Source organism: Sphingomonas mollis, assembly GCF_016427505.1.
Lineage (GTDB): Bacteria > Pseudomonadota > Alphaproteobacteria > Sphingomonadales > Sphingomonadaceae > Sphingomonas > Sphingomonas mollis.
Genome location: NZ_JAELXS010000001.1, coordinates 143935 through 156875 on the forward strand (window position 1 = coordinate 143935; position 12941 = coordinate 156875).

At 67.7% G+C, this 12941-nt stretch carries 11 protein-coding genes; 5 read left to right on the forward strand and 6 right to left on the reverse strand.

The features are described 5' to 3' along the window. Positions 1-7 precede the first annotated feature (7 nt). Entirely contained in the window at positions 8-1378 is a 1371-nt protein-coding gene (locus tag JAO74_RS00685; RefSeq protein WP_199034024.1) for a sensor histidine kinase, read from the forward strand. A 7-nt stretch (positions 1379-1385) separates the two neighbouring features. Here the strand turns inward: JAO74_RS00685 and JAO74_RS00690 are convergent, their stop codons facing one another. Further along, positions 1386-2384: an LLM class flavin-dependent oxidoreductase gene (locus JAO74_RS00690; RefSeq protein ID WP_199034025.1), complete on the reverse strand. Its 999-nt coding sequence runs from the start codon at positions 2382-2384 to the stop codon at positions 1386-1388. A gap of 222 nt (positions 2385-2606) precedes the next feature. Further along, entirely contained in the window at positions 2607-4940 is a 2334-nt protein-coding gene (locus JAO74_RS00695; RefSeq protein WP_199034026.1) for a S8 family peptidase, read from the reverse strand. Between the two features lie 357 nt (positions 4941-5297). On the opposite strand from JAO74_RS00695, the gene JAO74_RS00700 reads away from it, so the two are divergent. From JAO74_RS00700 to JAO74_RS00715, 4 genes are all read left to right on the forward strand, one after another. After that, on the forward strand, positions 5298-5963 hold the full coding sequence (locus JAO74_RS00700) for a pyrimidine 5'-nucleotidase (protein WP_199034027.1): 666 nt from the start codon (positions 5298-5300) through the stop codon (positions 5961-5963). Further along, positions 5960-6805, forward strand: coding sequence for a 2,3,4,5-tetrahydropyridine-2,6-dicarboxylate N-succinyltransferase (gene dapD, locus JAO74_RS00705; RefSeq protein ID WP_199034028.1), 846 nt, complete (start codon positions 5960-5962; stop codon positions 6803-6805). The genes JAO74_RS00700 and dapD overlap by 4 nt, the downstream gene beginning before the upstream one ends. A 342-nt stretch (positions 6806-7147) precedes the next feature. Continuing rightward, on the forward strand, positions 7148-8113 hold the full coding sequence (gene glpX / locus JAO74_RS00710) for a class II fructose-bisphosphatase (RefSeq protein WP_199034036.1): 966 nt from the start codon (positions 7148-7150) through the stop codon (positions 8111-8113). Continuing rightward, positions 8110-8847 (forward strand): CPBP family intramembrane glutamic endopeptidase, encoded by a 738-nt coding sequence (locus JAO74_RS00715; RefSeq protein ID WP_199034038.1) that lies wholly within the window; start codon positions 8110-8112, stop codon positions 8845-8847. Before glpX ends, JAO74_RS00715 begins: the two co-directional genes overlap by 4 nt. A gap of 229 nt (positions 8848-9076) precedes the next feature. Here JAO74_RS00715 and JAO74_RS00720 read toward each other — a convergent pair whose 3' ends face one another. Genes JAO74_RS00720 through JAO74_RS00735 form a run of 4 tightly spaced genes read right to left on the reverse strand, consistent with a single transcriptional unit; the run spans position 9077 to position 12826 of the window. Next, positions 9077-9838: an ABC transporter permease gene (locus JAO74_RS00720; protein WP_199034040.1), complete on the reverse strand. Its 762-nt coding sequence runs from the start codon at positions 9836-9838 to the stop codon at positions 9077-9079. Beyond that, positions 9835-10779 carry an ABC transporter ATP-binding protein gene (locus JAO74_RS00725; protein WP_199034042.1) on the reverse strand — a complete coding sequence of 315 codons (945 nt, stop codon included), beginning with the start codon at positions 10777-10779 and terminating at the stop codon, positions 9835-9837. Before JAO74_RS00725 ends, JAO74_RS00720 begins: the two co-directional genes overlap by 4 nt. Then, the gene (locus JAO74_RS00730; RefSeq protein WP_199034052.1) at positions 10776-11477 is read right to left on the reverse strand and encodes a DsbA family protein; all 702 of its coding nucleotides are present in this window, start codon (positions 11475-11477) and stop codon (positions 10776-10778) included. The genes JAO74_RS00725 and JAO74_RS00730 overlap by 4 nt, the downstream gene beginning before the upstream one ends. After that, positions 11474-12826, reverse strand: coding sequence for a M48 family metalloprotease (locus JAO74_RS00735; RefSeq protein WP_199034055.1), 1353 nt, complete (start codon positions 12824-12826; stop codon positions 11474-11476). The genes JAO74_RS00730 and JAO74_RS00735 overlap by 4 nt, the downstream gene beginning before the upstream one ends. Positions 12827-12941 lie beyond the last annotated feature (115 nt).

Genomic DNA, 12941 nt, shown 5'->3' on the forward strand with positions numbered 1-12941 from the left:
GCCGGTCATGAGCGAGCCGCTTCCCGAACAGCGGGTGCGACCGAAGGCGACGGGATCGCTGTCGCGACGGATGATCCTGATCGCGGCGGCGTGGATCGTCGTGCTGCTGGCGGGCGGCGGCTTTGCGCTCGACCGGGTGCTGGCGTCGGCGGTGACGCGCAACTTCGACGACCAGCTGGAATATGTGATGACCGCGCTGATCGTGTCGGCGGAAATCGATTCCGGCGGCGAGGTGATGTTCACGCGCGAGGCGGCGGACCAGCGGTTTCTGGAGCCGAATTCCGGGTTGTACTGGCAGGTCGGTGCGCAGGGGCGGGAGGCGTTTCCGTCGCGGTCGCTGTGGGACCGGCGGCTGGCGTACGGCACGCCGCACAGCGACCGGGGGGTGCACAGTTATGACAGCGCGCAGTTCGGCACCGAGAAGCTGCGCATCGTCGAGCGCGACGTGAAGCTGCCGGGATCGCCGGTACGCTGGCGGTTTCAGGTGGCGCAGAGCCGCGAGGGGCTGGATTCGCAGATCACGGTGCTCCGGCGGACGCTGGTGCGGTCGTTCGCGCTGCTGGCGCTGGGGCTGATCGCGATGGCGGCGTTGCAGACCTTTTATGGGCTATGGCCGCTGAGGAAGGTGCGGGCCGAGATCGCGCGGATGCGGGCGGGTCAGTCGGCGCGGGTGTCGGATGCGATGCCGCTGGAAGTGCAGCCGATGGTCGAGGAACTGAACGCGCTGATCGAACATAACGAGCGGCAGGCGGAAGAGGCGCGGCGGCATGCGGGCAATCTGGCGCATGCGCTGAAGACGCCGCTGACGGTCATCATGAACGCCGCGACCGCGCAGGCCGACGACCTCGCCGATACGGTGATCCGCGAGGCGCGGACGATGCGGCGACAGGTCGATCACCATCTGGCGCGTGCGCGCGCAGTCGGCCGGCGCGGATCGGCGCACAGCCGGGCGGAGGTGTGGCCGAGCGTGGAATCGGTCGAACGCGCGGTCGCCCGCCTGTACCGCCATGTCCGCATCGACGTGGCGGGGCCGAAAGACCTGTCGGTGCATGTCGAGCGGCAGGATCTGGACGAGATGCTCGGCAACCTGATCGAGAATGCCGCGAAATATGGCGGCGGCAGCGTGTTCGTGACGGTGGTGGCGGAGGCGGGCTTCGTGGAACTGCTGGTCGAGGACGACGGCACCGGCATCCCCGAGGAGGACCGCATCCGCATCTTCGATCGCGGCGTACGGCTGGACACGGGGAAGCCGGGCACGGGGCTGGGCCTCGCGATCGTGCGCGACGTCGCCGAGATCTACGAGGGTACGGTGTCGCTGGAGGAGAGCGAGGATCTGGGCGGGTTGATGGTCAGGCTGCGCTTGCCCGCGGCGGGGTGACAGCGGGTCAGGCGGCCACCTTCATTTCGCGCGCGGCGTCGGCGGTGATCGACAGGCTGCGCTTGCGGGCGTCGTGATCGTAGATCGCGCTCGTCACCATGATCTCGTCGACCTGCGTACGCTTCATGAAGGCGGCAAGGGCGTTCGCGACCTTTGCGGGGCCGCCGATGGCCGAACAGGACAGGACCTGATCGAGGACGGCATTGCCTTGCGCGCCGAGCGATTCGCGATAACCGGCGACGGGCGGGGGTAGCTGGCGCGGGTTGCCGGTGCGCAGCGCCACGAACGCCTGTTGCTGCGAGGTGGCGAGCAGTTCCGCCTCCGCATCGGTGTCGGCGGCGAAGACGTTAAAGCCGGCCATCGCGTAGGGGCGGTCGAGCTGCGCCGAGGGGCGGAAATGGCGGCGGTACATGTCGAGCGCCTGATCCAGCGCGTCGGGCGCGAAATGCGAGGCGAAGGCGTAGGGCAAGCCGAACTGCGCCGCGACCTGCGCGCCGTACAGGCTGGAGCCGAGAATCCACAGGTCGGGCTTGGCACCCGCGCCGGGGGTGGCGACGATGCCGGTCTGGCCGTCATTCGCAAAATAGCTCTGCAGTTCCAGCACGTCCTGCGGGAAGGCGTTGGGATCGCTGTCGAGCGTGCGGCGCATCGCGCGGGCGACGCGCTGGTCGCTGCCGGGCGCGCGGCCGAGGCCGAGATCGATGCGGCCGGGAAAGAGGGCGTCGAGCGTGCCGAACTGTTCGGCGATCACCAGCGGTGCGTGGTTGGGCAGCATGATACCGCCGGCACCGATGCGGATGGTGCGGGTCGCGGCGCCGATATGCGCGATGACGACGGCGGTCGCGGCCGATGCGATGCCGGCCATGCCGTGATGCTCGGCAACCCAATAGCGGCTGTATCCGAGGGTTTCGGCATGGACGGCGAGATCGGCGGCGCGGGTCAGCGCCTGCGGGATGGTGCCGCCTTCGACGACGGGAACGAGATCGAGAAAGGAGAGGTTGGGCATGGGGCGAAGATGGGGAGGGATGCTGCTGAGTTCCAGTCGGGGATGGGGGCTATCACCTTTGGCATGTGGCTTGGCGGAGACCTGAATTGGTTCGCGCGGAGGCGCGGAGGCGCGGAGAAGAAGATTGATGAAGGCGCTGCGCGCAAAGTGCCGGGGCCGCGGTCCTTGCCCTCCGCACTTCTTTCTCACGTGTCCGCGTGGGTTCGTTTTTCCGGGGGAGTTTCAGAACCCGAACGAATACCTTAGCGCCAGACCGTAGTCGTCGGGCAGGGCGGCGATGTTGCCGGGGTCGCGGCGCCAGAACAGGTTGGTCTGCACGGTGCCGGGGCCGAGGAGATACGCGTAGCGCGCCTCGATATCGAGTTCGCGGCCCTGGGGGGCGAGGTTCAGGCGCTGGGTGGCCCAGTCCGTGACGCTGAGCGTGTCGTAATCCCATAGCGTCGGCAGGCGCATGTCGATGCCGCCCGAGGCGATGCGCAGCGGCTGGGCGATGCGCAGGCCGAGGCTGTCGGTGCCGAACACGCCGTCCTTGCCGATGTCGGCGGCGAAGGCGCCGGTGCGGATGCGGCCGGTGCCGTCGATGCCGCCGCGGACGCGGGCGTCGGTCCAGCCGCGACGCAGCGAGCCGCCGGCGGTCCAGCCGTCGCCGACGTCGAGACGCGCGCCGACATCCGCGAACCAGCTGACCGCGCGGGTGGCGCCCAGCCCCGAGCCGAAGCGCGCGCCGAGCAGCGTGTCCTGTTCGGCGAGACGGGTGCCGGTGGCGGTCAGTGCGATGGGACCGACGTGGCGATCAAGGGTGAACGAGGCGCGGTCGAAGCCGGAACGGGCATAGGGATCGGCGAACGGCGTGAGCTGGTCGCGCCGTGTCGAGACGCGGCCGCTCTCCATCGCGGCGGTGATGCCGAGTGCGCCCCATTGCTGGCGGATCGCGCCGGAGGCCCGGGCGCCGCCGTCGAACCCCAGACCATCGGCGGTGGCGACGAGGAAGGCGGGCTCGCGCCGTCCGGCCAGTTGCGCGTTGAGGGTGCCGGACCCTTGCACGAAGCCGAAGCCGAACGACAGTTTCTCGCCCAGTCGCTGCGTCACCGTGCCGGCGATCGCGCGGGCGATGCCGGCATCGGCCATGCCGAGCCGCGATGGCTCGACCGACACGCCGCCGCCGATACGCGGTGCCAGCGTCATCGCGATGGTCATGCCGCCGGCGCTGGCCGCGACCTGACGCCCGCGAAAGCCGAGCGCGCCGAGCATCGTGCGCGGCGGCGCGGCGCGGGTGATGGTCCGGGCCAGATCGATGCCGAACGCGCGGCCGAAGCCATCGAGGATCACCGCGCCGAGACCGGCCTGCATCGCGTCGCCCATCGGCGCGGACAGGATGGCGTTGCCGGTCAGCGAGACGGCGGCGGTGCTGCCCGCGACCTGCGTGCTGCCGAGCGGCTGGAATGCACGGGTAATATCGATGACGCCGTTGCCATAGACCGGATCGACGCCGGCCGCGCCGACATCGCGCGCGCTGGAAAACAGGATCTGGACGATCTGCGCGCCCGACAGGTTGGGGAATGCCTGTGCCAGCAGCGCGACCGCGCCCGAAATCTGTGGTGCGGCGAACGAGGTGCCGGACCAGAGGAAGACGGTCCCTGCCTCGTCCGGCGCGCGCACGCGCTCGCCGACCGCGGTCAGGAAATGCGCGGCGCCGGTGCCGGCGCGGTCGCTGAAAGTGGAGATGCCGTCGGTCGATCCGACCGAGCCGGCGATGATGACCTGATTGCGGGCAACGGAAGCGTTGTTCGCGACCTCGGTAAAGGCGTCCGGGTTGTCGGAGCCGTCATTGCCGGCGGAGATGACGATGACGATGCCGGCCGCCGTCGCGCGGCCGATCGCGGCCTGCAACGCGGTGGGCATGGTGGTGCCGCCCAGCGACATGTTGATGACCTTTGCCCCGGCGACGCGCGCGGCATCGACGCCGCGCGCGATCGCGTCCGACCCGAACTTGCAGCCGCTGTCGGCGACGGCGGCATCCTCGGTCGCGCAACTGCCGGGGCGATCGGCCCGGAGCGCGATGACGGTGGAATCGAACGCGACGCCGTGCGTGCCGGTGCCGTTGCGGCGGCCGGCGGCGGTGAAGGCGACGGCGGTGCCATGGCCGTCCTCGTCATTGACCGACGCATTGCCGGCGACGTCGGCGGAGGCGGCGGACAGGCGGCCGGTGAACTCCTCGCTCGCCAGCGCGATGCCGCTGTCGATGACGCCGATCGCGATGCCGGCGCCGGTCGCGCCGCGTTGATAGGCGGCGAGCGCGTTCATCGATACCGCGCCGACGGTCGCACGATATTCGGTGGTGTCGTAATTGGTCGCGGATGGTGTCGGCGTGGGGGCCGGCGTCGGTGCTGGTGTAGGCGCGGGTGTCGGCGCCGGGGTGGCGATCGGCGTCGGGATTTCGGCGCTGGGCGGGGTGGGCGTGCTGTTGACGCCGCCACCCCCACCGCCGCCGCAGCCGGCGAGCAAGCCGGAGACCATGACGGCGACGCCCCCCAACAACGCTGTCTTCAGGGTCATACGCCACGTCACTCCGGGGGGATTCTATGTGCTGATAGGGCGATACCCTTAATCCATGGTTCATCCAAGCGGCGGGCTGTTCGACTGGTCGTGCCGTGGAGAGATATGGGGTTCACGCGGAGACGCGGAGAGCAGAAGTGATGTTCGCGCAGAGGCGCGGAGGACGCGGAGATGTAGCGCGCCGGACTGATCGGGGCATTCCATCATCAGGACGGGGCGATCCGGATGTATCCCTCTGCGTCCTCCGCGCCTCTGCGCGAAATCCCTTTCTGCGCGCGACTTGCCAGTCGGCCGATGCGATCACCTTCGGTGTCATGCGCTTGCCCGCGCCCGCCCGCTTGCCTATTGCGCGCGGCGATGATCGAGCGCCTTGCCCATGTCCGCAACTGGATATTCGACCTCGACAACACGCTGTATCCGGCGAGCGCGGACCTGTTCGCGCATATCGATACGCGGATGACGGCGTTCGTCGCCGACCTGTTGCAGGTGGACCGAGTGGAGGCGCGGCGTATCCAGAAGGAATATTTCCTGGGCCATGGCACGACGCTGGCCGGGTTGATGACCGAGCATGACGTCGATCCGTACGCGTTCCTCGATTACGTCCACGATATCGAGATGGACGTGCTGGCGGCGGATGCGCCGCTCGCCGCCGCCCTTGCACGGTTGCCGGGGCGCAAGATCGTGTTCACCAATGGCGACCGGCCCTATGCGCTGAAGGTGCTGGAGCGGCTGGGGCTGGGCGGCAGTTTCGAGGGGGTGCACGACATCCATTCGATGAACCTGCGCCCCAAGCCGCAGCCGGACGCCTATGCGGGGCTGTGCGCGGCGTTCGACATCGATCCGGCCGAAAGCCTGTTCGTCGAGGACATGGCGCGCAACCTGAAACCGGCCAAGGCGATCGGCATGACGACGGTGTGGGTCGACAACGGTTCCGAACAGGCGAGCGACGTCGATCGCAGCTTCATCGATTTTCATATCCACGAACTGAATCCGTGGCTGCATCATATTCTGGAGACCGCATGACCGAGCAATCTGGCGATCTGGCCACCACCATCGACGCCGCATGGGAAGACCGCGCAGCGTTGGGTTTCGACACCAGGGGCGCGGTGCGCGACGCGGTGGAGACGGCGCTGGCGATGCTCGACGCGGGTACGGCGCGGGTGGCGGAGCCCGACGGTGCCAAAAACGGGGGGGGCTGGCGCGTCAACCAGTGGTTGAAGAAGGCGGTGCTGCTGTCGTTCCGGTTGAACGACAATGTGCTGATCGATGGCGGTCCGGGTGCGGGCCATTGGTTCGACAAGGTGCCGTCGAAGTTTTCGGGCTGGTCGGAAGCCGAATTCCGCAGCGCGGGTTTCCGGGCGGTGCCGGGCAGCATCGTGCGGCGTGGCGCCTTCATCGGCAAGGGCGCGGTGCTGTTGCCGAGCTTCGTCAACATCGGCGCCTATGTCGGTGAGGGATCGATGATCGATGCATGGGCGACCGTCGGGTCGTGCGCGCAGATCGGCAAGGGCGTGCACGTGTCGGGCGGCGCGGGCATCGGCGGCGTATTGGAACCGTTGCAGGCGGACCCGGTCATCATCGGCGACGGCGCGTTCATCGGTGCGCGTGCGGAAGTGGCCGAGGGCGTTCGCGTGGGCGAGGGCGCGGTGCTGTCGATGGGCGTGTATCTGGGCGCGTCCACCAAGATCGTCGACCGCGCGACCGGTGAGGTCTTCAAGGGCGAGGTGCCGGCCTATTCGGTGGTCGTGCCCGGGACGCTGGGCGGCGGCGACGGCAAGCCAGGCCTGTATTGCGCGGTGATCGTGAAGCGGGTGGACGCGCAAACGCGGTCGAAGACGAGCATCAACGAGTTGTTGCGGGACTGAACTTTTTCCGTTCGCGGGTAGATTTGGTTCACGCGAAGTCACGGAGAGAAGAGTTATTCGCGCGGAGGCGCGGAGGACGCTGAGGTGTTGTGTTCGGTGCTGATCGTAGGGTCGATCACCGCTCCGTGAGATTGTTTATAAGGACGACGCCGGGGCGCGAGGCTAACCCTCCGCGCTCTCTGCGCCTCTGCGCGAATTCCTTTTTGCTTCGCGTCTTCGCGGCGTCGCGTAGGTATTTGTTCCGGCCGGTCGGGGAGTCGTGACCGGGTTGCCCTTGGCCGTCCACGCGCCTATCGTCGTGTTTAACGTGTTCAACAAACCGGCCTTGCCGAGGAGACTTCCATGACCGCGACGCCCAGCTCCGTCCTCGACCGCGTTCTTGTCCTCGAAATGGTGCGGGTGACCGAGGCGGCGGCGATCGCGTGTCTGCCGCTGGTCGGGCGCGGCGACGAGAAGGCGGCCGATGCGGCAGCGGTCGAGGCGATGCGTGCGGCGCTGAACGAACTCGACATGGACGGCACGGTGGTGATCGGCGAGGGCGAGCGCGACGAGGCGCCGATGCTGTTCATCGGCGAGAAGGTAGGAACCGGCAACGGTCCGGCAATCGACATCGCGCTCGATCCGCTGGAAGGCACGACGATCTGCGCCACCGCCGGCCCCAACAGCCTGGCGGTACTGGCGATCGCGGAGAAGGGCGGGCTGCTGAATGCGCCGGACGTGTATATGGACAAGATCGCGGTGGGGCCGGGCTATCCGGAGGGGATCATCGACCTCGATCGCTCGCCGACCGAGAATGTCTGTGCGGTAGCCAAAGCCAAGGGCGTCGATCCGCGCGACATCATCGTGTGCGTGCTGGATCGACCACGGCATGAGGCGATGATCGCGGAACTGCGCGCGGTCGGGTGCGGCGTGATGCTGATCGGCGATGGCGACGTCGCGGGGGTGATCGCGACGACCAATCCGGATACGACGATCGACATCTATATGGGATCGGGCGGGGCGCCGGAGGGGGTGCTGGCGTGCGCGGCGCTGCGCTGCGTCGGCGGGCAGTTCAAGGGGCGGCTGCTGTTCCGCAACGACGACGAGCGCGGGCGTGCGGCGAAGTGGGGCGTGACCGACCTCGACAAGCAATATGACCTGACCGAACTGGCGCGCGGCGACTGCATCTTCGCGGCGACCGGCGTGACCGACGGGTCGCTGCTGGAAGGCGTGAAGCGCAAGGGCGGCATGATGACTACCGAAAGCGTCGTGATGCGCGCCTCGTCGGGCACGGTGCGCTGGGTGAAGGGCGAGCACCGGCAGGGATGACGACGGCGCTCGCGCTGCTGGCGGGCGTGCTGGCGGCGCTGTGGTGGTTCGTGCGGGCGCGCGGCCGGCCGGTCGGGCGGGCGGCGCGCTATGTCCGGTGGATGCGGCGGGCGATGCTGGGCTTTGCGGTGCCGGTGGTCGTGGTGCTGGCGGTGCTGGGGCGGATCGATGCGCTGTGGGTGATGCCTGCGGAGTTCGAGCCGCTGCGCGCGTGGTTGCCGGTGATGGCGCCGATCGATCTGATGATCGGTGCCTTGGCGGGGATCTCGATCGGGCTGGCCGTGGCGGCGGTGCGGGCGCTGCGAGGCGCGCGACCGATCGGGCGGCCGGGCGCGCTGACGCCGCGGAACCGGGCGGAGCTGCCCTGGGGTGCGGCGATTGCCGTCGTCGCGGGGGTGACGGAGGAGCCGTTCTTTCGACTGGTGCTGCCGCTGTTGGTGACGCTGGTGACGGGGAGTGCGCTGGCGGGTTTCGGTGTCGCGACGCTGCTGTTCGGGGCGCTGCACCGGTATCAGGGATGGCGCGGGATGGTTGCCACGACGCTGTTCGGCGGGGTGATGACGTCGGTGTATCTGATGAGCGGGGCGTTGTGGCTGGTGATGCTGATCCACGCGCTGATCGATCTGAACGGGCTGGTGGTGTGGCCGGCGCTGTCGCCGCAGTGGCTATCGGAAGACCGTGGTCGAGGCGTCTCGCCCGAAGTAGGATGTTCACGCGAAGGCGCGAAGCAGTAAAGATTTGGTTCGCGCGGAGGCGCGGAGGACGCAGAGATGCAGCATACTGGTCCAATGGCAGGGCTTGCCCGACAGGGCTGATAGATTGCTTTGATAAGGAGGATGAGGCCGCGTCACACGCAACTCTCCGCGTCCTCCGCGCCTCCGCGCGAACCATCATTCTTCTCTTCGCGCCTTTGCGCCCTTCGCGGGAACCCCATGCCTTTCCGTGACGAAGACGGATCGGCCGTCAGCTCTTCAGGCGCCAGCCGGTGCGAAAGATCAGGGTGATGGCGGCGAGGCAGGCGAGCAGGAACGCGATCGTCACGGTCAGGCTGATGCCGACGGCGACGTCGCTGGTGCCAAAGAAGGTCCAGCGGAAGCCGTTGATGAGGTACACGACCGGATTGAACAATGTGATCGTGCGCCACGGTTCGGGCAGGATCGTGACCGAATAGAAGGCGCCGCCGAGGAAGGTTAGCGGGGTGACGACGAGCAGCGGGATCACCTGTAATTGCTCGAAGCCCTTCGCCCAGATACCGATGGTAAAGCCGAACAGGCAGAAACTGGCGGCGACCAGCACCAGGAAGCCGAAGGCGAGCAGCGGGTGTGCCACGGGCAGATCGACGAACAGATGCGCGGTGGCGAAGATGACGAGGCCGATCAGCACCGACTTGGTCGTCGCTGCACCGACATAGCCCAGCACGGTTTCCAGCGGTGACAGGGGTGCCGACAGGATCTCGTAGATCGTGCCGGTGAATTTGGGCATGTAGATGCCGAGCGACGCGTTCAGGATGCTTTCCGAAAAGATCGCGAGCAGCATCAGGCCGGGGACGATGAACGCGCCGTACGGGATGCCCGACACCTGTTGCATCTGGCTGCCGATCGCGGAGCCGAATACGATGAAATAGAGCGAGGTGGTGATGACGGGGACGAGCAGGCTGGTCCAGATCGTGCGGCCGAAGCGCGCCATTTCGAAGCGATAGATCGCCCAGATGCCGTGTAGGTTCATGGGCGTTCTCCGACGAGATCGACAAAGATGTCTTCCAGGCTCGATTTCGAGGTTTCGAGATCCTTGAATGCGATGCCGCATTCGGACAGGCGGTTGAGGAACGACGGGATGCCGGTGCGTTCCCCGGTCGCGTCGAACACATAGCGCAGGGTGTGGCCATCATGTTCGAGACTGGGGTGCCAGTCGGCGAGTTCGGGCGGAATCGCGGCAAGGGGTTCGACCAGGGTCAGGTCGAGCTGACGCTTGCCGAGTTTCTTCATCAGCGCGGTCTTGTCGTCGACCAACAGCAATTTGCCTTTGGCGATCACGCCGACGCGGTCGGCCATCTCCTCGGCCTCTTCGATGTAATGCGTGGTCAGGATGATGGTGACGCCGCGTTCGCGCAGGCCCCGGACCATGTTCCACATGTCACGGCGCAGCGCCACGTCGACGCCGGCGGAGGGTTCGTCGAGGAACAGGATGTCGGGTTCGTGCGCCAGTGCCTTGGCGATCAGGACGCGGCGTTTCATGCCGCCCGACAGTTCCATGATCTTGGCGTTGCGCTTGTCCCACAGCGCCAGATCGCGGAGCAATTGTTCGATATAGGCGGCATTGGCGGCGCGGCCGAACAGGCGGCGCGAAAAGCTGACGGTGGCCAGCACGCTTTCGAATGCGTCGGTCGCCAGTTCCTGCGGCACGAGGCCGATGCGGCGGCGCGCCTGCCGATAGCCGGTCTGCGTATCGATGCCGTCGATGGTGATCGCGCCGGTGGAGGGGACGACGATGCCGCAGACGATCGAGATCAGCGTGGTCTTGCCGGCGCCGTTGGGGCCGAGCAGCGCGAAGATCTCGCCGCGTCGAATGTCGAGATCGACCGCGTGGAGCGCGGTGACGGCGGGCGCCTTGCCGCGCGCGGCATAGGTTTTCGAGACGCCGGCGATGGAGAGGATGGTATCGGTCATGCGGTGCCCGAACGGGCGGCGGCGATGGCGCGTTCCAGTTCCTCGATCGGCAGCGCGCCCGAGAGGATGCGATCGCCGACCACCCAGGCGGGCGTGCCGCTGACGCCGAGACGGGCGGCGGTTTCCATATTCTTCGCAATTTCCGCATCGACCCTGGGCGCGACGCTGGCGATCTGGCCGGGATCGATGCCGGCGGTCTTCGCGGCGGCGGCGATGGTGGCATCCGTCACGCGACCACCCGCATAGAGCGCGTCGTGGAAGGCGGCGAATTTGCCCTGTAGCGCGGCGACCAGACTGATGCGCGCGGCGCTGCGGCTGGTGTCGGCGAGGATCGGCAGTTCGCGGAAGACGACGCGCAGCTTCGGGTCGCGTTCGATCAACTGGTGGATCATCGGCAAACTGGCGCGGCAATATCCGCAATTATAGTCGTAATATTCGACCAAGGTGACGTCGCCCTTCGGGTTACCCGCCCATGCGCTGGCGAAGGGCGTGACGATCGCCGGGCGGTTGGCGGCGACGGAGGCGCCGGCCTCGCGCTCCTGCAATTTCTGCATCGCCTCTGGAATCACCTCGGGATGGGCGAGCAGATAGGAGCGGACGTCGGTGCCGGCGCCGCCCGCCTGACCGAGGCCGTAGACGGCGCCGCCGCCAGCGAGGCCACCGGCGAGCGCGACCAGTGCGATGGTCCAGCGGGTCATCGGCGCTTGCGCTTCTGGTTCGCGGCGGCGTCTCCTGAAGTCATGGCGATATCCTGTGCGCGGATCCAGTCCGGCGTGTTGGCGGGGATGTTGGCCATGGCGTATTTCGCGGAGGCGACGGCGGTGCGGGCATCGCCCATCATGCTGGCGCGCTCGGCGGTGGCGAGGGCGGCGCGGGCCTCGTCACCGGTCAGTTCATAGGCGGTGCCGAGCTGCATCCACGCCCATGGATTGTCGTCGTCGCGTTGAGTGGCGACGCGCAGCACGCGGATTGCCTCTGGCACGTTCGCCTTGTCCTCGGTCGCGATCAGCGCGTGGCCGAAGGTGGTGGCGATCAACGGGTTGTTGCGCGAGCCTTCGGTCGCGGCGCGCAGGGGGACCAGTGCGTCGCGGGGCCGGCCGGCCTCCAGCAGGATCTGGCCCTGTATCTCCTGAAAATAGGGATCGTTCGGCTTGGCGGCGACCAGCGCGTTCGCCTCGGCATCGGCTTTGTCCGGGTAGCCGCCCTTGTGATAGGCATAGGCGCGGGCATAATGGCCGTAGATGGTCCGGTCGGTCTCGGGATAATCCTGCAACGTACGCTCGGGCGGCATTACGAAGCCCTCCAGCTTGGCCTTTACGCGGCGGAAGCGGTCGTCGAGCGCGGGATCGGGTTTGGCGTTGTACGCGGGCGATGCCTGCACGTCGGCGGTCAGGTTGGCGATGCGCTCGCCCGACAGCGGATGGCTCTGCATGAACGGATCGATCTGGCCGCGATAGCGCAGTTCCTGGCGCTGCAACTTCTTGAAGAAAGTGAGCATGCCGCGACCCGACAGGCCGGCGGTGGCGAGATAGCGGATCGCGGAGGCGTCGGCGGTGGCCTCCTGCGTGCGGTTGAAGGCGAGGTACTGGCCCATCGCCGCCTGCTGGCCCATCGCCATGATGCCGGCCCCCGCCGCGCCACCGCCCGCCGCCATCGCGCCGAGGCCCAGCACCATCGACAGGATCGTCATCGCGAGCGCGGGTTTCTGCGCCGCCGCGCCCGAGATGACATGGCCGTCGGCGATGTGGCCGAGTTCGTGGGCGATCACGCCCTGCACCTCGTTGGCGTTATCGGCCGCCTGGATCAGGCCCGAATGGACATAGACGACCTGCCCGCCGACGACGAAGGCGTTGATCGAGTCGTCGTTGATGAGCACGACCTTCACGTGGCGCGGATCGAGCCCGGCGGCCTTCACGATGCCGGTGGACATGTCCTGAAACATCGATTCGGTTTCGGCGTCGCGCAGGATCGATTGCGCGGCGGCCGGCTGCGCCCAGAGCAGCGCGCCGATCAGCAGGGCGGGGAGGCGGGCGGCGGAACGCTTCATTGCTGAGGGTCTATCGGCCAAACGGGAGGTCGGATCAACGCCGGCAGATGCGGTTCGCGTGCTGAACGGGGTGTGAAGGGCGGTTATCTGGCGGGCAAAAAGAAAGGGGCACGTC